21 protein-coding genes are annotated in these 19,255 nt (G+C 69.3%); 8 read left to right on the plus strand and 13 right to left on the minus strand.

Going from position 1 to position 19,255, the window contains the following annotated elements; genetic code table 11:
* Nucleotides 1-53 precede the first annotated feature (53 nt).
* Nucleotides 54-518, plus strand: a complete 465-nt coding sequence (locus IJ15_RS25310; RefSeq protein ID WP_051919213.1) for a MarR family winged helix-turn-helix transcriptional regulator — start codon at nucleotides 54-56, stop codon at nucleotides 516-518.
* Between the two features lie 88 nt (nucleotides 519-606).
* Here IJ15_RS25310 and IJ15_RS0118970 read toward each other — a convergent pair whose 3' ends face one another.
* From IJ15_RS0118970 to IJ15_RS0118985, 4 genes are all read right to left on the minus strand, one after another.
* Entirely contained in the window at nucleotides 607-1,797 is a 1,191-nt protein-coding gene (locus tag IJ15_RS0118970) for an NAD(P)-dependent malic enzyme (RefSeq protein ID WP_031939921.1), read from the minus strand.
* A gap of 347 nt (nucleotides 1,798-2,144) precedes the next feature.
* The gene (locus IJ15_RS0118975) at nucleotides 2,145-2,462 is read right to left on the minus strand and encodes a hypothetical protein (RefSeq protein WP_231569592.1); all 318 of its coding nucleotides are present in this window, start codon (nucleotides 2,460-2,462) and stop codon (nucleotides 2,145-2,147) included.
* Nucleotides 2,459-3,343 carry a PHP domain-containing protein gene (locus tag IJ15_RS0118980; RefSeq protein WP_031939923.1) on the minus strand — a complete coding sequence of 295 codons (885 nt, stop codon included), beginning with the start codon at nucleotides 3,341-3,343 and terminating at the stop codon, nucleotides 2,459-2,461. The genes IJ15_RS0118975 and IJ15_RS0118980 overlap by 4 nt, the downstream gene beginning before the upstream one ends.
* A gap of 54 nt (nucleotides 3,344-3,397) precedes the next feature.
* Entirely contained in the window at nucleotides 3,398-3,985 is a 588-nt protein-coding gene (locus tag IJ15_RS0118985; protein ID WP_031939924.1) for a suppressor of fused domain protein, read from the minus strand.
* 192 nt (nucleotides 3,986-4,177) lie between these two features.
* Between IJ15_RS0118985 and IJ15_RS0118990 the strand changes: the two genes are divergently transcribed.
* Nucleotides 4,178-5,632: an MFS transporter gene (locus tag IJ15_RS0118990; RefSeq protein WP_051919216.1), complete on the plus strand. Its 1,455-nt coding sequence runs from the start codon at nucleotides 4,178-4,180 to the stop codon at nucleotides 5,630-5,632.
* Here the strand turns inward: IJ15_RS0118990 and IJ15_RS0118995 are convergent.
* Nucleotides 5,629-6,117 (minus strand): general stress protein, encoded by a 489-nt coding sequence (locus IJ15_RS0118995; protein WP_031939926.1) that lies wholly within the window; start codon nucleotides 6,115-6,117, stop codon nucleotides 5,629-5,631. The genes IJ15_RS0118990 and IJ15_RS0118995 overlap by 4 nt on opposite strands.
* A gap of 96 nt (nucleotides 6,118-6,213) precedes the next feature.
* On the minus strand, nucleotides 6,214-7,176 hold the full coding sequence (locus IJ15_RS0119000; RefSeq protein WP_031939927.1) for an HpcH/HpaI aldolase/citrate lyase family protein: 963 nt from the start codon (nucleotides 7,174-7,176) through the stop codon (nucleotides 6,214-6,216).
* A 57-nt stretch (nucleotides 7,177-7,233) separates the two neighbouring features.
* On the opposite strand from IJ15_RS0119000, the gene IJ15_RS0119005 reads away from it, so the two are divergent.
* The 4 genes from IJ15_RS0119005 (at nucleotide 7,234) to IJ15_RS0119020 (ending at nucleotide 11,464) form a co-directional block, all read left to right on the plus strand.
* Entirely contained in the window at nucleotides 7,234-8,508 is a 1,275-nt protein-coding gene (locus IJ15_RS0119005; RefSeq protein WP_031939928.1) for a magnesium transporter MgtE N-terminal domain-containing protein, read from the plus strand.
* Nucleotides 8,501-9,034, plus strand: a complete 534-nt coding sequence (locus tag IJ15_RS0119010; protein ID WP_031939929.1) for a DUF1003 domain-containing protein — start codon at nucleotides 8,501-8,503, stop codon at nucleotides 9,032-9,034. The genes IJ15_RS0119005 and IJ15_RS0119010 overlap by 8 nt, the downstream gene beginning before the upstream one ends.
* A gap of 185 nt (nucleotides 9,035-9,219) precedes the next feature.
* Nucleotides 9,220-10,305: a lytic transglycosylase domain-containing protein gene (locus tag IJ15_RS0119015; protein ID WP_231569593.1), complete on the plus strand. Its 1,086-nt coding sequence runs from the start codon at nucleotides 9,220-9,222 to the stop codon at nucleotides 10,303-10,305.
* A 22-nt stretch (nucleotides 10,306-10,327) separates the two neighbouring features.
* Nucleotides 10,328-11,464, plus strand: a complete 1,137-nt coding sequence (locus IJ15_RS0119020) for an Mrp/NBP35 family ATP-binding protein (RefSeq protein WP_031939931.1) — start codon at nucleotides 10,328-10,330, stop codon at nucleotides 11,462-11,464.
* A 68-nt stretch (nucleotides 11,465-11,532) separates the two neighbouring features.
* Here IJ15_RS0119020 and tatB read toward each other — a convergent pair whose 3' ends face one another.
* From tatB to sigE, 4 genes are all read right to left on the minus strand, one after another.
* The gene (gene tatB / locus IJ15_RS0119025; RefSeq protein ID WP_031939932.1) at nucleotides 11,533-11,940 is read right to left on the minus strand and encodes a Sec-independent protein translocase protein TatB; all 408 of its coding nucleotides are present in this window, start codon (nucleotides 11,938-11,940) and stop codon (nucleotides 11,533-11,535) included.
* An 82-nt stretch (nucleotides 11,941-12,022) separates the two neighbouring features.
* Nucleotides 12,023-13,543 (minus strand): S1C family serine protease, encoded by a 1,521-nt coding sequence (locus IJ15_RS0119030; RefSeq protein ID WP_031939933.1) that lies wholly within the window; start codon nucleotides 13,541-13,543, stop codon nucleotides 12,023-12,025.
* 79 nt (nucleotides 13,544-13,622) lie between these two features.
* Nucleotides 13,623-13,982 (minus strand): cupin domain-containing protein, encoded by a 360-nt coding sequence (locus IJ15_RS0119035; RefSeq protein ID WP_031939934.1) that lies wholly within the window; start codon nucleotides 13,980-13,982, stop codon nucleotides 13,623-13,625.
* A 17-nt stretch (nucleotides 13,983-13,999) separates the two neighbouring features.
* On the minus strand, nucleotides 14,000-14,671 hold the full coding sequence (sigE, locus tag IJ15_RS0119040) for an RNA polymerase sigma factor SigE (RefSeq protein ID WP_031939935.1): 672 nt from the start codon (nucleotides 14,669-14,671) through the stop codon (nucleotides 14,000-14,002).
* A gap of 295 nt (nucleotides 14,672-14,966) precedes the next feature.
* Between sigE and IJ15_RS0119045 the strand changes: the two genes are divergently transcribed.
* Nucleotides 14,967-15,599 carry an O-methyltransferase gene (locus IJ15_RS0119045; RefSeq protein ID WP_031939936.1) on the plus strand — a complete coding sequence of 211 codons (633 nt, stop codon included), beginning with the start codon at nucleotides 14,967-14,969 and terminating at the stop codon, nucleotides 15,597-15,599.
* 24 nt (nucleotides 15,600-15,623) lie between these two features.
* Here IJ15_RS0119045 and glgC read toward each other — a convergent pair whose 3' ends face one another.
* A complete protein-coding gene (gene glgC / locus IJ15_RS0119050) occupies nucleotides 15,624-16,838 on the minus strand; it encodes a glucose-1-phosphate adenylyltransferase (protein WP_031939937.1) in 1,215 nt (404 codons plus the stop codon).
* A 98-nt stretch (nucleotides 16,839-16,936) separates the two neighbouring features.
* Here glgC and glgA point away from each other — a divergent pair, with 98 nt between their 5' ends.
* Nucleotides 16,937-18,109, plus strand: coding sequence for a glycogen synthase (gene glgA, locus IJ15_RS0119055; protein WP_031939938.1), 1,173 nt, complete (start codon nucleotides 16,937-16,939; stop codon nucleotides 18,107-18,109).
* On the opposite strand, the gene IJ15_RS0119060 is transcribed toward glgA, so the two are convergent.
* On the minus strand, nucleotides 18,082-18,936 hold the full coding sequence (locus IJ15_RS0119060) for a putative RNA methyltransferase (RefSeq protein WP_031939939.1): 855 nt from the start codon (nucleotides 18,934-18,936) through the stop codon (nucleotides 18,082-18,084). The genes glgA and IJ15_RS0119060 overlap by 28 nt on opposite strands.
* Before the next feature lie 113 nt (nucleotides 18,937-19,049).
* Nucleotides 19,050-19,217 carry a DUF3117 domain-containing protein gene (locus tag IJ15_RS25665; protein WP_003931055.1) on the minus strand — a complete coding sequence of 56 codons (168 nt, stop codon included), beginning with the start codon at nucleotides 19,215-19,217 and terminating at the stop codon, nucleotides 19,050-19,052.
* Nucleotides 19,218-19,255 lie beyond the last annotated feature (38 nt).

The following is a 19,255-nucleotide window of genomic DNA, read 5'->3' on the forward strand; positions in this document are numbered from 1 at the left end:
AGGCACCTGATATAGGCTGCCCGCAAGGGTAGGACGAAATCGAGGAGACCACCGTGACGGACTATCTGTCCGACCTTCTGTCGCAACCGGATCCGACGGGACTCGACAACCTGCATCACCGACTCAGGTACGTCTCCCAACTCGCGCTACGCGTCGTCGACGACGAACTGGCGACCATCGATCTCACGATCGCGAGATTCACGGTGCTCTCGGCGATCAAGCGCCATCCGGGTGTTTCGGGTGCCGCGCTGGCGAGCATGACGCTGCAGACACCGCAGTCCCTGACAAGCATGGCCGGGATCCTGGAACGCGAAGGCCTGATCCTCCGCAGCCCGGGCAAGGGAAGGATCATCGGCCACTCCCTCACCGAAGCGGGCGAGACGGCCACCGCCGAAGGTCGTGACATCCTCGACGACTTCCACGGTCGGCTCGTCGAGGGACTCGGCTCCGAACGCGTGCGGCGCCTCAATGCCGACCTCGACGCGTTCGCTGCGGTTCTGCTCACGCAACGCCGTTGACCGACGCCGAGCCGGAACGACACAACGCCCGGCCGGGAAGACCCAGCCGAGCGTTGTGTCTATTCGGGCGCGCTGCGCCCTGAAGGTCCTACGCGACGCCCTCGTCCTTGGCCGCCTGCGCGACCGCCGCGGCGACAGCCGGGGCGACCCGCGGGTCCAGTGGGCTGGGGACGATCTTGTCGACCGCGAGCTCGTCGCCGAGCACCGACAGGATCGCGTCCGCGGCAGCGAGCTTCATGTTCTCGGTGATCCGGCGCGCACCCGCATCCAGGGCACCCTTGAAGACACCCGGGAAGGCGAGCACGTTGTTGATCTGGTTCGGGAAGTCGCTGCGACCCGTCGCGACGATCGCGGCGTACTTGCTCGCGATGTCGGGGTGGACCTCGGGATCCGGGTTCGACATCGCGAAGATGATCGATTCAGGAGCCATCGTCGCGATGATCTCCTCGGGCACCGTGCCCGCCGAGACACCCAGGAACACGTCGGCGCCGTCGAGCGCCTCGACGATGCCGCCGATGCGTCCGACCGGGTTGGTGCGCGCCGCGAGATCAGCCTTGATCTCGTTGAGGTCACCACGATCGGAGGAGACGATGCCCTTCGAATCGAGCACGGTGACGTCGGCGATCCCCGCAGCGAGCAGGATGTTGGCGCACGCGACACCGGCGGCCCCGGCACCGGAGATCACCACACGCAGACCCTCGATACCGCGGCCCTGCACCTTCGCGGCACCGCGCAGCGCGGCGAGCGCCACGATGGCCGTGCCGTGCTGATCGTCGTGCATCACGGGGCAGTCGAGAGCCTCGATGACGCGGCGCTCGATCTCGAAGCAGCGCGGCGCCGAGATGTCCTCGAGGTTCACTGCGCCGAAACTCGGGCGCAGGCGGACGAGGGTCTCGACGATCTCGTCGGGGTCCTTGGTGTCGAGCACCAGCGGGATCGAGTTGAGGCCGGCGAAGGTCTTGAACAGCGCCGACTTGCCTTCCATGACGGGCAGCGAGGCGCGCGGGCCGATGTCGCCGAGGCCCAGAACCGCGGTGCCGTCACTGACGACGACCACGAGGCGGTTGGTCCACGTGTAGCGGTCGGCGAGCGTCTCGTCGGCGTGGATCGCCCGGCTGACCTGCGCAACACCGGGGGTGTACGCGATCGACAGCGCGCGCTGGGAATCGAGGGGCGCGGTTGTCTCGACTGAGAGCTTGCCACCGATGTGGCCCGCGAAAATATCCTCGTCGGTGATTTCGACCTTTGGCGTTACGGAAGCTTCAGACACAGGTGACACGATGACACTCCTCTTGGGGCCAGACTCACTCGGGTCCTGGTTACTGAGAAGTAACCGCCTCGGAGAGATGAGTCGAGACAGCACTCTGGAAACACAGGATTTGATCGGTTGCAGCTACCGGGGCGCGCGATCGCTGCACTACTGCCGGAGCGTGATGGCGCCGGGCGGGGTGGGCCCTGGCTCGAGTTCTGCCACCGTGGAGACCTTCGACGAAGGGCGGTAGCACCCACGCGAAGTGCAGTAATTTTGCACCATCGGGAGGCAGGAATCAAATCCGTCGGATCGGTCGGAACCTCACCGAAAGCTCGTTCTACCTGTGAGGACTCGGCGCCGTCGACGACGGGTGATCACGACCACCACTGACTCCACAGCAACAGCCCGGTAACCGCCATCACCGCCAGCGCCGACACCGCGGCAACCGCTCCGCGGCGCCGATCCGCGAACACCTGCAACCCCACGACGGCGATACTCGCCAGGATGTGGGCGGTGATGGATTGGCCACCCGGACCGGGGAATCCACGGTCCGACGCGAGGTAGGCGGCACCGATCACGACGAGCGTGAGGACGACGACGCCGCCCGCCACGACGCCCGACAGCGCACGCAACCCGCGCACCGCCCACGAGTCCCGCTGCCGGCGGACGCCGTCGAATCCGTCCCACGTCACCGGCCGGATCCCCCGATCGCGGTGTCGCTGCCGGAGAGCACCGGCACACCGCTCGCGCGCGCCACCAGGACGTCGAAGTCGGCGGGGTCGGTGGTGTGCCGACCGAGTTCGATGGTCTTGTTCGATCCGTGGTAGTCCGACGACCCGGTGGTGATCAGGTCCAGTTCGGAGGCCAGCGAACGCAGCACCTCGACGTCGTGGTCGTCATGGTCCGGATGATCGATCTCGAGTCCGCCGAGACCCTGCCCGGCGAGTTCCCGGACGTGGTCGAGCGACAGCAGCCGTCCGCGGGTGCGGGCACGGGCGTGCGCGATCACGCTCACCCCACCGGCGCCGGAGACCATCCGGACGGCGTGCTCGAGCGGGGTGTCGACCTTGTGCACGTAGTACGGGCTGCGAGTGGACAGCAGGTCGGTGAACGCCTCGCCGACACTGTCGACGACGCCGGCACGGACCAGTGCGCGCGCCAGGTGCGGACGCCCGACGGCGGGACCGGCCTCGGCCATCAGCTCGTCGGGGTCGATCGGCAGCCCGTCGTCGGCCATCCGGGTCGCCATCGCACGCAAGCGCGCCACCCGTTCTCCCCGCAGTCGCTCGCGCTCGACGGCGAACTCGCGCGCAGTCGGATCGAACAGGTAGGCCAGCAGATGCACGGCCACCGGCCGGCCGTCCTCGCCCCGCCCCTCGCACGACATCTCCATGCCTCGCACCAGTTGCATGCCGGAGGGCAGGGCGGCTGCCGCCTCGCTCCATCCCGCGGTCGTGTCGTGGTCGGTGATCGCGAGTACGTCGATGCCGGCCCGGGCCGCGGCCTGCACAAGTTCCGCCGGCGTGTCCGTGCCGTCGGAGGCGGTCGAGTGGGTGTGGAGATCGATGCGCACGGGTCCAGTGTGTCAGGTCCGAAAAGTGTGCGCCGAGTCCGCTTTACCGGTGGTTCACAGCGTGGCGGCGCCCCGGTCGGGGTCGCGCACGTCGATCCCGGCCTCCGCCCACGCCTCGCGCAGAGCAGCCGCTCCACGCAAGCGCACCCACGCCGCCTCGGTGCCGGTCAACGGCACCACTGCGAGGAATCGGACGGGATCGAGCGGCTCGGGCAGAACGAGGTCGGGGATCTCGCTGGGACCCAGCAGAACCGCGGTGAACGGTGCCCCCTTCCACAGCGGCTCGCCCAGGTCGATCAGCCCGTCCGCCTCGAGTACGACGCCTTCGACGGACGGGGCGGCAGCGAGGACGGCCATCGTGCGGTGCACCCCCGAAGCGACGCCCGCGCCGCCGACGAGGCTCAGGATCAGTTCGGCGCGCGGACCGCGCGTCGGATCGGCGATCATGGCGCTCGGATCGCCCATCGGGTGCCGCGAGCACCCGAGACTGACGTAGCGGACGGGCGTGTCGCCGTCGCCCGGGTAGCGGAGGATGTCGACGGGTTCGACCCCGAGGAAGGTCACCGACGCCGCGGTCGGCTCGGGCCCGCCGATGGACCGGTCGAGATGGGCGCGTACGGCCGAGACAACACTGTCAGTCACACACCCCATCTAACACCCGTGCGCGCGAACCTACTTCGGCCCTCTCCCGACCACAGGGAGGCCGATTGGACATCACCCGGCCCGAGCCACTAGTTAGATGAATTAACCAATTTGCTCGGCCCGTTTCCCCACGCACCACCTTGCGCGACCCCGCTTGCTCCACCTCTCGTACAGATTTGCTCAGGAGTCACCTTGCCCCGCAACGCAACCCGATCACCGGACACCGCACTGACCGCAACCCTCTGCTTCGTCATCCTCGTCGCATCGGTCCAGCAGACCATCGTCATCCCCCTGTCCGGTGTGATCGGTCACCAACTCGACGTCGGCACCACCGCGATCGGCTGGACGCTCACCGCGAGCTTCCTCGCCGCCGCGGTCACCACACCGGTGGCGGGCCGGATGGCGGATCTGCGCCGCAAGCGGACCGTCCTGCTGAGCGTCCTGGTGATCGTGCTGGCGGGGTCGGTTGTCGGTGCTGTCACCGAGTCGCTGCCGTGGCTGCTGGTCGCACGCGTGCTGCAGGGCCTGTCGTTCGCGGCGTTCCCGGTGAGCATCGCGATTCTGCGTGACGAGTTCACGCCGAAACGACTGACGTCCGCGATGGGACTGCTGTCCGGCACGCTCGGATTCGGCGGCGCCATCGGCATGGTGCTGACCGGACTGCTCGTCTCGGAGGGCGGCGACTACCGGCGGGTGTTCTGGCTCGCGATCGGGATGACCCTCATCGCGCTCGTCGGCGTCGTCGCGACGGTGCCGTCCCGTCCGAACCCCACACCCGGCCGGGTCGACTGGGCCGGCACCGTCCTGCTCGGCGCGGGTCTGGTCCTGCTGCTGATGCCCCTGGCCGAGGGCGTCCGGTGGGGATGGACCTCGCCCACGACGATCGGCTGTGCCGCCGCCGGCGTCGCCGTGCTGGGCGTCTGGTTCGCCGTCGAGCACCGGATCCGCCAGCCGCTGGTGCCGCCGGCAATGCTCACCCGCCGGCCGGTGCTGTTCACGCACCTGGCCGGACTGCTGGTCGGCGCCGGAATGTTCGTCAACGTCACGGGGATGATGTATTTCGTACAGAGTTCCCCGGGGATCGTCGGCTACGGATTCGACGCCGATCCGATGCGCGCCAGCTTGATGTTCATCCTTCCCGGCGCGACCGTGGGCGTGATCGCATCGATCTGCAGCGGCATGCTGATCACCCGGTTCGGTCCGCGCGGCGTGATGGCGGCGGCGTCCGCGCTCGGAGTGCTCGGGTTCGGTTCGATGATCGTCGCGCACGAGCACCCCTGGCAGGTGGTGGGCGCGTCGATGCTGATGTGCGCGTTCACGAGTCTGTCGTACGCATCCCTGCCGGCCCTGCTGGTCGCGGAGGTGGAGCCGAACCTGACGGGCGTCGCCAACAGCGTCAACTCCATCGCCCGAACCGTCGGCAGCAGTGTCGCGAGCGCGCTACTGGCGACACTGCTGACCACCCACGCCACGGCGGGTGGTGGTGCCACGGTGGACGCCTATCGGACCGCCTTCGCGATCGGCGCCGGATGCGCGGTGGCCGCGGCGCTTCTGGTGTTCGTCGCGACCTCGTCGTCGCACCGACGCCGACCGGCCGGAGCCCAGTCCGACTCCGCCACGGACTCGGACGCGGTGCCGGTCGGCTAGATCGCCAGCTTCGCCAGCATGTCGCGCGCAGACTCCGCCGTCTTCGGATCGCACAGGACGTCGTAGCGTCCGGCCACCAACTGCATCGTCGACGAGAAGTCGCGCGTGCCACGGGCCGCCGCGTACGGGATCGTGGTGGAGATCAGCCCGAAGATGACGCCACCGACGATGCCGACGAGCAGCGGCGCGAGGACCCCACCGGTGAAGATGCCGAGCAGCAGGCCCAGGAACACGCCCAACCAGGCACCCGAAACGATGCCGCCGCCAATGACTTTGGCCCAGGTGAGCCTGCCGAGCACCCGCTCGACCTGCATCAGGTCGACGCCGACGATCGTGACGTCCTCGACGGAGAACTCCTGATCGGACAGGTAGTCCACGGCGCGCTGCGCCTCGGCGTACGTCGGATACGAGCCGATGGGCCAGCCGGTGGGCGGAGTCGGCAGCCCGCGGCCCTGTCGGTTTGGCTGCGAGAGTGGATTCGTCATCGTCTTCGTCTCTCCTGCTCGGGGGCGTGCGATATGTCCGGTTCTACCGATGTCCGGTTCTTGATATCAATTGTGCCCGCACCGAGCGACGATCGCCTACCCGTTCGCCGGTGGCGTGAACGCCGACGTGCGCGTCATCCCGGCCGCCCGGCCCTTCGCCGAGATCACCAGCGCCATCTTGCGGCTCGCCTCGTCGATCATCTCGTCGCCGAGCATCACCGCGCCGCGCCCGCCGCCCGCCGCGGACGTGTGGAACTCGTACGCGTCGAGGATCATCTCCGCCTGATCGAAATCCTCCTGACGGGGACTGAAGACCTCGTTCGCGGCGTCGATCTGGGTGGGATGCAGCACCCACTTGCCGTCGAAGCCCAGCGCGGCCGTCCGCTGCGCCGAGCGGCGGAACGCGTCGACGTCCCGAATCTGCAGGTAGGGGCCGTCGATGGCCTGCAGGTCGTGTGCCCGCGCGGCCATCAGGATCGTCATCAGGATGTGGTGGTAGGCGTCGCCACGGTCGTAGCCGTCGGGCTGCTCGCCGACCACCAGGGTGCGCATGTTGATGCTGGCCATGAAGTCCGCCGGACCGAACACCAGAGTCTGCACCCGCGGACTCGCCGTCGCGATCGCGTTGATGTTCGTCAGACCGATCGCATTCTCGATCTGCGGTTCGATACCGATCCGCCCCACCTCGAGGCCGTTGGCCTTCTCGATCTGGGTCAGCAGCAGGTCGAGGGCCTGGACGTGACTGGCGTCGGGCACCTTCGGCAGCAGCACGGCGTCGAGGTTGGCGCCCGCACCGCCGACGACGGTCGCGATGTCCGCATGCGTCCACTCGGTGGTCCAGTCGTTGACCCGCACCACCTTGATCTGCTGGCCCCAGCCGTCCTCGTTGAGAGCGTCGACGATCCGCGCCCGCGCCTCGGCCTTCGCGATCGGCGCGACCGCGTCCTCGAGATCGAGGAAGATCTCGTCGGCCGGTAGGCCCTTCGCCTTGTCGATCATCTTGCGACTCGAACCCGGCACCGCCAGGACGGACCGACGCGGCCTGATGCGAGAAGTCATGACCGAACGGCCCTCCGAATTCAGTGGATCTGCGAGCAAGGATCTAGCCTTTTCATCATGGCAGCTGTGAACAAGGTATTCGCAGCCAGGCTCGCCGGCCTGGTGGTTCTCGGACCGGACGGCGAGTCGATCGGCCGGGTACGGGACGTGGTCCTGACGATCCGAATAGGCAGACAGCCGCCCCGCGTGCTGGGCCTGGTCATCGAGATGTTCACCCGCAAGAGAATTTTCGTGCCGATGCTCCGGGTCACCGCGATCGAGCCGGCATCGGTCACCCTCAAGACGGGCAACGTCAGTCTGCGCCGGTTCGACCAGCGCCCCACCGAGATCCTGGCGCTCGCCCAGGTCCTCGATTCCCGGGTCCGGATCGACGATTCGGAGGTCACCGAGGCGATCGGTGCCGACGTCGTCGTCGTCGACCTCGGCATCGAACTCACCCGGACCCGCGACTGGGTGGTGTCGCGGGTCGCGGTCCGCGCACCCCGCGGGCGGCTCGGCCGGCGCTCGGCGATCCACGTCGTCGACTGGCCGCACGTGCACGGGCTGACCCCGACCGCGCTGTCGATGCCGGGGCAGGGCGTCTCCCAGCTGCTGATGCAGTTCGACGGCATGCGCGCTGCCGACGTCGCGCACGCGATGCGCGAGCTCCCCGAGAAGCGCCGGCGCGAGGTGGCGTTGGCGCTCGACGACGAGCGCCTCGCCGACGTCGTGCAGGAACTGCCCGCCGACGACCAGACCGACCTGCTGCTCCACCTCGAGGTCGAGCGCGCCGCGGACGTGCTCGAGGCGATGGACCCCGACGACGCCGCCGACCTCCTCGGCGAACTCCCCGAGACGGACGCCGAGTCGCTGCTGCAGCTGATGGACCCCGAGGACTCCGAGCCGGTCCGACGCCTGCTCGAGCACTCCCCCGACACCGCGGGCGGTCTCATGACGCCCGAACCGGTGGTGCTGACACCGTCCACGACGGTCGCCGAGGCGCTGGCCCGCGCCCGCAACGCCGACCTCACGCCCGCGCTCGCGAGCATGGTGTTCGTGGTGCGGCCGCCGACGGCGACACCGACCGGACGCTATCTGGGGTGCGTCCACCTGCAACGGCTGCTCCGCGAACCGCCCGCGAGCCTCGTCGGCGGCGTGCTCGACGACGACCTGCCCCGGCTCGACCCCGAGGACTCGCTCGCCACCGTGACGCGTTACTTCGCGACCTACAACCTGGTGTGCGCGCCCGTCGTCGACGACGAGCACCACCTGCTCGGTGCGGTGACCGTCGACGACGTGCTCGACCATCTGCTACCGACCGACTGGCGTGAGGAGGAGGCCGGCGATGAGTGAACCGACCGGACGTCAGCGTCTCGAGACCCCCCGCGGCACCCGCGGCCTGCGCGTGCACTTCGACGTCGAGGCCGTGGGCCGGGTCAGCGAGAGCATCGCGCGGTTCCTCGGCACCGGCCGTTACCTGCTGATCCAAACCGTGATCGTGATCGTGTGGGTCGCGCTCAACGTCTTCGCGGTGAGCCTGCAGTGGGACCCCTACCCGTTCATCCTGCTGAACCTCGCCTTCTCGACGCAGGCCGCGTACGCCGCGCCGTTGATCCTGCTGGCCCAGAACCGGCAGGAGAATCGCGACCGAGTGTCGCTCGAGGAGGACCGGGCGCGCGCCGAACAGACCAAGGCGGACACCGAGTTCCTCGCCCGCGAGCTGGCCGCGCTGCGACTGGCGGTGGGCGAGGTCGCGACCCGCGACTACCTGCGCCGCGAACTCGACGACCTCAAGCAGATCCTCGCCGAACGCGACGCCCGGCAGGACGACGACGGCGAACCCGGTAAATCCCCGAAGGCTCGTCCGGCCCGCAAGTAGCCCGGACACCGCCGACGATCCTCACCGGTGCCGTAGTTCCCCGACACGACCCGTCACCGATATGTAACGTGTGTCACATCGTCCGAGATGTATCGGGCGGAAACGCTCCGCACCGGGTAGGCGGGCGTGGATGCAGGTTCCTGCAAGGAGGGGTTGAGAGAGTGCGTGTGCGTGGAACAGTCGGTGTGTCAGCCCTCGTCCTGGCCGGGTTCGTGACCGCAGCGTCGTCCGTGGGCGGTGTGTTCGAGGCTCCTCCCACCGAGGCGACGTCGGCTGCCGCCACCCACGACCTGGATCCCACCACCGAACCCCCGGCCGCGCAGTCGGCACTCATCCCGACCGTCGGGCTGGTGCCCGCCGCGCCCCGGCCCGAGCGCCAGTTGCGCACGGCGAAGCCGGCCCCCACCCCGACCGTCCCCGACCCGGCGACCCTGTTGCCCGGCGCCGCGCCGCGCTCGGTGCCGGTCCCGGTCGTGGTCGGCCCGCTCGGCATCCCCGAGATCGTCCTCAACGCCTACCGGTCCGCCGAGCTCACGACCGCCAGCGCCCAGCCGGGCTGCGGACTGCAGTGGAACCTGCTCGCCGGCATCGGGAAGATCGAGTCCGGCCACGCCGGCGGCGGACAGACCGACGCGGCCGGCACCACCGTCACCCCGATCCTCGGCCCCACCCTCAACGGGCACCTGGCGGGCAACGAGATCATCACCGACACCGATCGTGGCCTGCTCGACGGCGATCCGGCACACGACCGCGCCGTCGGTCCGATGCAGTTCATTCCGAGCACCTGGGTGCGGTACGCGTCGGACGGCAACGGGGACGGCGTCGCCGACCCCAACAATGTCTTCGACGCCACCCTCGCGGCGGCGCGGTACCTGTGTTCGGGTGGACTGAATCTGAGCGACCCGGCCCAGGAGTCGCGCGCTGTGCTGCGCTACAACAATTCGACGACGTACATGGCGAACGTCCTCGGCTGGTCGGCCGCCTATCGGACCGGCGGTACCGCTGCCCCGTCGGTGCCCGTCGCTCCCGCGCCGCCCCAACGGTCCCCCGATTCCGAGGCGGTGGCGGTGGCCGAGGCGGCACCCGCGGCGCCCGCGGCACCCGAGTCCGCGTCGGCCCCACCGCTCCCCGCCGAGCAGGTCCCCGCACCGGCGCCCGCACCCATGCCGCTGCCGCTCATCCCCGGACTGCCGCCGCTGCCGTGCCTGGTCTTCTGCCCGCCCGCCGCGCCGGTGGAGGCACCGGCACCCCCACCGGGGCCGGTCGCATAACGGCGCCGCCTACCATGGGGGCATGGCAGCCCTGAGCGAGACCGCCGTCCGCACCGCCCTGTCGCGGGTGCAGGACCCCGAGATCCGCAAACCCATCACGGAACTCGGGATGGTAAAGAGCATCGAGATCGGCGACGACGGCAGTGTCGACATCGGCATCTACCTCACCACCGCGGGTTGCCCGCTGCGCACCGAGATCACCGAACGAGTGACCAAGGCCGTCGCCGACGTCGAAGGCGCGGGCGCGATCCGCGTCGAACTCGACGTGATGAACGACGAGCAGCGGACCGAGTTGCGCCGTTCGCTCCGCGGCGATTCCACCGAACCGGTGATCCCCTTCGCCCAGCCCGGCTCGCTCACCCGCGTCTACGCGGTCGCATCCGGCAAGGGCGGAGTCGGAAAATCCAGTGTCACAGTCAATCTCGCCGCAGCGATGGCCGCGAAGGGCCTGTCGGTGGGCGTCCTCGACGCCGACATCTACGGCCACTCCGTGCCGCGCATGCTCGGCACCGACGCCAAGCCCACCCAGGTGGAGCGGATGATCATGCCGCCCCAGTCGTACGACGTGAAGCTCATCTCGATCGCCCAGTTCACCCAGGGCAACACCCCGGTCGTGTGGCGCGGGCCGATGCTGCACCGCGCGCTGCAGCAGTTCCTCGCCGACGTGTTCTGGGGCGATCTCGACGTGCTGCTGCTGGACCTGCCGCCGGGCACCGGTGACGTCGCGATCTCGGTCGCCCAGCTCATCCCGGGCGCGGAGATCCTCGTCGTCACGACGCCGCAGCAGGCGGCCGCCGAGGTGGCCGAGCGGGCCGGCGCGATCGCGCTGCAGACCCGCCAGCGCATCGCCGGCGTCGTGGAGAACATGTCGTGGATGGAACTGCCCGACGGCACCCGGATGGAGGTGTTCGGCTCGGGCGGCGGACAGGCCGTCGCGGACCGGCTCACCAAGGCCGTCGGCGCGAAGGTTCCGCTGCTGGGTCAGATCCCGCTCGAGCAGGCCGTCCGTGAGGGCGGTGACGCCGGCATGCCGATCGTGCTCGGTGACCCCGATTCCCCCGCCGGCACCGCACTGCGCGACATCGCCGACAAGCTGTCCGTGCGCGCCCGTGGCCTCGCCGGGATGTCGCTCGGCATCGACACCACCCGGCACCTGTAGGACCGACGAGAAGGGCCCGTCAGCGCAGCGAGTGCGCGGACGGGCCCTTCTTCGTGTCTGTGTGCCGGCTACGTGGCGTCGGGGTCGACCGGCGGGCGCTCGTTGGCCGTGAGGGGCGGCGGCGACGCGGGTGTCTGCTTCGACAACGACGGGCCGGTGGACCCGTTCTCGAACGGCTTGCCGTCGAACGTGTTGCCGAGGATCGAATCGTCGCCGTCGAGCAGATGCTTGGTGATGACCGCGCGCGGTGTCATCCCGCGCAGCTCGTTGAGGTCGGACAGCGGCTTGCGGAGATCGTCGAACTCCGGGCCCAACTCGTCCTTGAGCTGCTGGCTCGCGCCGCTCGCATAGTCCCGGACCTGCCGCATCGTCTTGGTCACCCAGCTGACGGCGCTAGGCAGCCGCTCGGGTCCGAGGATCACGAGCGCTGCGATGAGGAGCACCATGAACTCGCCCCAACCGATGTTGCCAAACACGGACCCAGAGTACGTGCCCGACGCCGGAATCGCTCGCATGATCCGCAAATGTCACAAACCTGTCACGAGCTGGACATCCCAGTCAGTCCGATGTGGGTGTCACCTGGACGTCCACGAGTCGCCCGGAGCGGACCAGTTGCACGGGAACCTGCCGGCCCACCGCCTGGTCGTGCACGGCCACGACCAACTCGTCGGCGCTCGCCACGGTCCGGTCACCGACCTTGACGATCACGTCGCCCTCGACGATGCCGGCCTCCTCCGCCGGGCTGCCGGACTGGACGTTGGCCACCTGCGCGCCGCTGGTCGCGTCGTTGATGACGGTGCGAGCGTTGACGCCGATCTCCGGGTGGTGCATCACGCCGTTGCGGATCAGTTCCTGCGCGACCGCGGTGACGTCGTCGATCGGGATGGCGAAGCCCAGCCCCACCGAACCACCGCTCTCGGATCGGATCGCCGAATTGATGCCGATGACGCGGCCCTCCATGTCGACCAGCGGGCCACCGGAGTTGCCGGGGTTGATCGCGGCGTCGGTCTGAACGGCGTCGATCACGGCGTCGGTGTCGGTGCCCTCGCCGCTGAGCCGCACCGGCCGCTGCAGGGCGCTCACGATGCCGCGGGTCACGGTCTTGTTCAGGCCCAGCGGCGAGCCGACCGCCACGACGTCCTGTCCCACCCGCACGTCCTCGGACCTGCCGAGTTCGGCGACGGTGAGGTTCTCCGCCTCGGTCTTGAGGACCGCGAGGTCGGTCTTGATGTCGCGGCCGACGATCTGCGCCGGCACCTTGGTGCCGTCCGAGAACGTGACGCGGATGGTCGAGGCCCCCGGGTCGGCCGCGGCCATCGAGATGACGTGATTGTTGGTGACGACGTAGCCCGCACCGTCGACGACGACGCCCGAACCGGTTCCGGACTGCTCCCCCTGCGCCACCTGGATCGACACCACCGACGGCAGGACCGCGTCGGCGACGGCAGCGATCTGTCCCTGCGGGGCGTCGTCGTCGCCGCCGGACTGCGCCAGCGTCACCCGATCACTCGTGAGCGCCCCGCGGTCGGAGGTGACCACGGTCGCGACCAGGCCACCGACCAGGCCGATCGCGAGCGCGGTGCCGGCCAACGCCACGAGCGCTTTCCGTTCGATGCGTTCGCCCAGCAGCACGTCCCGGATGCCGAGCTTGGGGGCCGGCGGCATCGGTGCCGGACCGGTCGTGTCCTCGGCGGGAGGGCCGAGCCGGACCGGGGCGCCGGGATCGCGCCACGGGTCGCCGTGCGGTGAGTCCTCGGGGACGTCCGGGGCCCCCTCGGGGCCACGTTGGAGCGAATGCTGTTCACCGGCGGGGCGACCGAACGCCTCGGCCATGACGGCGTCGGGCGCACCGAGACGGATCGTGGGCGCGTCCGATGCGCGGCGCGCGGTCTCGGGAACGAAGGAGCCGGTCACACCGCCCGGACGACCGAAGGCGTGCTGCGCCGTCGGATCGACGTGCGGGCGGTACACCGGGCGGGGAGCCAGTCGCGGGCCGTCCCGACGGTCGGCATCGGACAGTCCGCCGGTATCCGGGGTGTCGCCGTCGGCCGTCCCCGATGTCCTCGAATCAGCCGTCACGCGCGCATGTCCCCCTCGTGTGCGTCAGTCACGCATGCCAGTATCACCGATCAGGACAGGGGTGTGCCGGGAGGCACCGTCAGCGGCGCCGACGGAACGGCCAGCGACGGGCGATGTCACCGTTCGGGTCGAAGGAGATGATGCCCGGTGCGGACGCCGGTGGTGGCGTGTTCTCGGGTTCGGGCACGTGGCAGCGCGGAATCTGGCTGAGCACGCCGAACAGCGAACTGGGCATCGCGACCTCGCCGGCATGCCGCAGGGCGATCCGCGCCTGCTGCTGAGCGTCGACCTCCGCGGCACACTCGGGGCACAGGGCCAGGTGCTGGGACGCGCGGAGGTACGCGTTCATCCGAAGTTCACCGTCGACGTACGAGGCGATCGCCTCACTCGCCAGGTGTTCGGTCGAGCCGAACTGACGAGGTCTGCGAGCCTGCGTCATCACACCCTCCTGAGCCACTACCGGACACCGATCTGCTCGGAGTCGACCTTCCCATTCGCGGCCAAATGGTCACGCAGTGCCTGCCGTCCGCGGTGGATCCTGCTGCGAACAGTACCCAGCTTCACACCGAGTGTCGCACCGATCTCCTCGTACGACAGTCCCTCGATGTCACACAGGACCACCGCGGCGCGGAACTCCGGCGCCAGCGAATCCAACGCCGACTGCAGGTCGGGAGCCAGTCGCGCGTCGTGGTAGATCTGTTCGGGGTTCGGCGAATCGGACGGGACCCGGTCGTAGTCCTCGGGCAGCGCCTCCATCCGGATGCGGTTGCGCCGACGCACCATGTCCAGGAACAGGTTCGTGGTGATCCGGTGCAGCCAGCCCTCGAACGTGCCGGGCTGGTAGTTCTGCAGCGATCGGAAGACACGGATGAACGTGTCCTGCGTCAGGTCCTCGGCGTCCTGGGCGTTGCCGGACAGCCGGTAGGCCAGGCGGTAGACGCGGTCGCCGTGTTCGCGGACCAACTCGTCCCACGACGGCATCGCGGCCCGGTCACCCGTGGCGTCGAACGCGGCCGTGCCGGTCGGTTCGGAGCATGCGACGTCGATGCCTCCTGCGGACACACCTGAATCTGTGCCCGCCGTGTTGTCGGCGGCGGTATCGGTGAGTGTGCGTTCGGCATTGATCATCAGGATGGGTGGATCCTCCTACTCAGGACCGCTGATCTCGAGACACGGGATTGTGGAGGTTCAACTCCCGAGAACCAGGAATTGTTCCCACATCCGCGTTCGTCGTGATCTTCACGCCGTGCGGTCTAGTCGTCCGGCGTTGCACTCAGCCTGTCGGATCCCGATATGTGCGCACTATGAGCAAGCTGAGTGGGGCCTGAGAATCTGACCTCGAAGTGTTTCCGGGGCGGGCCACGGCAGGTGGCAGGGGCGAGCCTCGAGGAATCGGGAACGCGGCGCGGCTAGCCTCTAGGACGTGCACACGAACGCCGAACGGATTCTCACCCACACCGAGGACTCGATCCTCGAGGACGAGACGTTGACCGCCGCCCGCGACCGGGCCACGGAACTCGGCGCCGCGCCGGTGCCCGCACCCGTCGGTGCCGCACTCGCACTCTTCACCAGGATGCTCGACGCGAAGACCGTTGTCGAGGTCGGTACCGGTGCCGGCGTCAGCGGGTTGTGGCTGCTCCGCGGCATGCGCGAGGACGGCGTCCTCACCACGATCGACAGCGAACCCGAACACCAGCGTGCCGCGAAGTACGCCTTCCGGATGGCGGGCATCGCGCCGTCGCGGACCCGACTGATCAACGGTCGCGCCCTCGAGGTCCTGCCGCGCCTCGCCGATTCGGCCTACGACCTGGTGTTCGTCGACAACGCCCCCGCCGATCACCCGCACTTCGTGCGGGAGGGGGTGCGGTTGCTGCGCCCGGGTGGGGTGATCGTGCTCCACAATGCGCTGCTGGGCGGGCGGGTGGCCGATCCCGGGCAGCGTGACGCGACGACGGTCGCGGTCCGGGAGGCCACGCGGACCATCGCCGAGGACGACCGCCTCACCCGTGTGCTGTTCCCGGTGGGCGACGGTCTGCTCTGCGCGGCCCGGCACTGACCTGGGATCTGTCCTCGGAGAACGCTAGATCCAGACGCCCTTGCCGATGGTGACGACGCCGCCGTTGCTGACGGCGAAGCGCTGACGGTCCCGTGCGAGGTCGACGCCGATGATCTCGCCCTCCCCGACCACGACGTTCTTGTCGAGGATGGCGCGGCGCACCACGGCGCCCTTGCCGACCCGGACGCCGGGCATCAGGACGCTGCCCTCGACGGTCGCGCCGTCCTCGACCATGACGTTGGAGCTGAGCACCGAGTTGCGGACGGTGGCTGCGGACAGGATCGATCCGGCGCCGACGACGGACTCCTGCGCGAGTCCGCCCTTGACGAACTTGGCGGGCGCGAGGTTCTCGGCGCCGCCGCGGATGGGCCAGCGCCGGTTGTAGAGGTTGAACACCGGGTGGACGGACACGAGGTCCATGTGGGCGTCGTAGAACGCGTCGATGGTGCCGACGTCCCGCCAGTACCCGCGGTCGCGGTCCGTCGCGCCGGGCACCACGTTGTTCTTGAAGTCGTAGACCGACGCGACGCCGGCGCCGACGAGCGCGGGGATGATGTCGCCGCCCATGTCGTGGTCGGAGTCGGAGTTCTCGGAGTCGGCGCGGATCGCGTCGACGAGCACCTTGGTGGTGAAGACGTAGTTGCCCATCGAGGCGAATGTCACATTGGGGTCGTCGGGGGTGCCCGGCGGGTGCGCCGGCTTCTCCAGGAACTGGGTGATCCGGCCGGATTCGTCGCTGTCGATGCACCCGAACGCGAACGCCTCGCTGCGCGGCACCCGGATCCCGGCGACGGTGACGCCGGCACCGGAGTCGATGTGGTGCTGCACCATCTGCTCGGGATCCATGCGGTACACGTGGTCGGCGCCGAAGACGACGATGTACTCGGGATCCTCGTCGTAGACGAGGTTCAGGGACTGGAAGATCGCGTCGGCGCTGCCCGTGTACCAGCGCGGACCCAACCGCTGCTGCGCCGGAACAGGGGTGATGTACTCGCCGGCGAATCCGGACAGCCGCCACGTCTGCGAGATGTGCCGGTCGAGTGAATGCGACTTGTACTGGGTGAGCACGCAGATCCGCAGGTACCCCGCATTCACCAGGTTGCTGAGCACGAAGTCGATGAGGCGGTAGGCGCCACCGAAGGGAACTGCGGGCTTGGCGCGGTCAGCGGTGAGCGGGTACAAACGCTTACCCTCGCCGCCGGCGAGCACGATCCCGAGCACATGGGGCTGACTCCTCACACCGTCAACCTATCGGCCCGCCCCGACTGCCGCCAGCATCGCCCCGGACCGGCGGGGTCTTGCTGGCCGGAACGGGTTCCGCCGGTTACGTTTAGCCGGTGCGGGTCGCGATGATGACGAAGGAGTACCCCCCGGAGATCTACGGTGGCGCCGGCGTCCACGTCACCGAACTGGTCACCCACCTGCAGCGATTGTGCAGCGTGGACGTGCACTGCATGGGCGGGCCCCGCGACGGCGCGTTCGTCCACAGCCCCGATCCCGCCCTGGCGGGCGCGAATCCCGCCCTGAGCACCCTGTCGGCCGAACTGCGGATGGCGTACGCCGCGGGCGGCGCCGACGTCGCGCACTCGCACACCTGGTACACCGGCCTGGCCGGGCATCTCGCCGGCGAACTGTACGACATCCCGCACATCGTCACCGCGCACTCCCTCGAGCCGCGACGACCGTGGAAGGCGGAGCAACTCGGTGGCGGTTATCGGGTGTCGTCGTGGTCCGAGCGCAATGCGATGGAGCACGCCGACGCGGTGATCGCGGTCAGCGCCGGAATGCGCGCCGATGTCCTCGACACGTACCCGGCGATCGATCCGGGCCGGGTGCACGTGGTGCACAACGGCATCGACGCCGCGGCGTGGTATCCCGGTCCGGCGGACACCGACGCCGTGTCGGTGCTGGCGGCGCACGGCATCGATCCCGCGCGGCCCATCGTGGTGTTCGTCGGACGGATCACCCGGCAGAAGGGGCTCGGTCACCTGGTCGCGGCCGCGCACCATTTCGATCCGTCGATCCAGCTGGTCCTGTGCGCCGGCGCGCCGGACACCGCCGAGTTGGCCACCGAGACCGAGGCTGCCGTCGCGCGCCTGACCGCGCGCCGCGGTGGGGTGGTCTGGATCCGGGACATGCTCCCCACCACACAGGTGCGGGAGGTGCTGTCCGCTGCAACGGTATTCGTGTGTCCGTCGGTGTACGAACCGCTGGGCATCGTGAATCTCGAGGCGATGGCCTGCGAAACCGCCGTCGTCGCCTCCGACGTCGGCGGAATCCCCGAGGTGGTGCAGGAGGGCGTCACCGGCCTGCTGGTCCACTACAACTCGTACGAACCGGAGGCGTTCGAGCAGGCGCTGGCAGCGGCCGTGAACGACGTGGCGACGGATCCGGAGCGGGCCGCGGCGATGGGCCGCGCGGGCCGTGCGCGGGCGACGGCGGAGTTCTCCTGGGCCCGGATCGCGCAGCAGACCCTGGACGTCTACACCGAGGTGCTCGGCCGACGGTAGGTCGAGACGACGACCGATGCGGTCACCGGGAACGGCTGCGGCAGCGCGGCGATCGCCTCGGCTCGGCGTTCGGGCGGGAGATGGCGCGCCGACGGCCCCATTCCCACGAGGTTCTCCAGATCCCGGTGTGACAGCAGCATCCGCGTCTCGACGGGTGTGCGGTGGACCCGTTCGAAATGTCCGGCGACGGTCTCCCCGAGCCGTTCGACCTTGCGGTCGTCGACGCGGACCATGCCGAGCAACTCCACGAGTTCCACGAGGTGTCGGTCGGTGGGGGTGAGTACGACGAGGGTGCCGCGCTCGGCCAGCACCCGGTCGATCTCGGCGGCATTGCGCGGGGCGAAGATCGACAGGACGTGGGTGAGGACGGCGTCCCGTACCGGCAGTTGGCGCCACACGTCGGCGACGACGGCCGCGGCACGCGGATGTGCGCGGGCCAGGCGCCGCGCTGCGGGCTTGGAGACGTCGAGACCGATCCCCCGCGCGGACGGCGATGCCTCCAGTACGCGGGCGAGGTAGTGCCCGGTGCCGGCCCCGATCTCGAGAATGCGGGGATCGACCCCGGCGCCGGTGGACTCGACAACGGCCTCGGCGACCGCGGACATGAGCGGGTCGAAGTGGCCTGCGTCGAGGAAATCGCAGCGGGCGGCGATCATCTCGGGGCTGTCCCCGGTGAACTTGGTCGCGGCGCCGGTCAGCAGCGTGACGTAGCCCTGCCGCGCGATGTCGAAGCTGTGGCCGCGGGCGCACACCAGTGCCCGATCGGCCGGATCCAACTCGTCGCCGCACTGCGGGCACGCCAACAGTTCACACACATCTGCCAGCACCTGTACCGCCGTGCCCTTTCCCGAGACCACCCGTCGAACCGATCCCCCCCGTCAACACTTCCGGCCGGGTCGTGTTGCCGACCCGGCCGGAAGTGCCGAAGAGGTGTGATCCGCTAGCTGGTGACACCCTTGAGTTCGTCCCCCAGCGCTGCTGCTTCCTCCGGGGTGAGTTCGACGACCAGACGTCCACCGCCCTCGAGTGGAACCCTCATGACGATTCCTCGTCCCTCTTTGGTTGCTTCGAGGGGACCGTCCCCGGTCCGGGGCTTCATGGCCGCCATCCTCTGCTCCCTCCAAATCTGCGCTGGACTTTTCCAGC

The sequence above is a fragment of the Prescottella defluvii genome (genome assembly GCF_000738775.1).
In the GTDB taxonomy this organism is placed as follows: domain Bacteria; phylum Actinomycetota; class Actinomycetes; order Mycobacteriales; family Mycobacteriaceae; genus Prescottella; species Prescottella defluvii.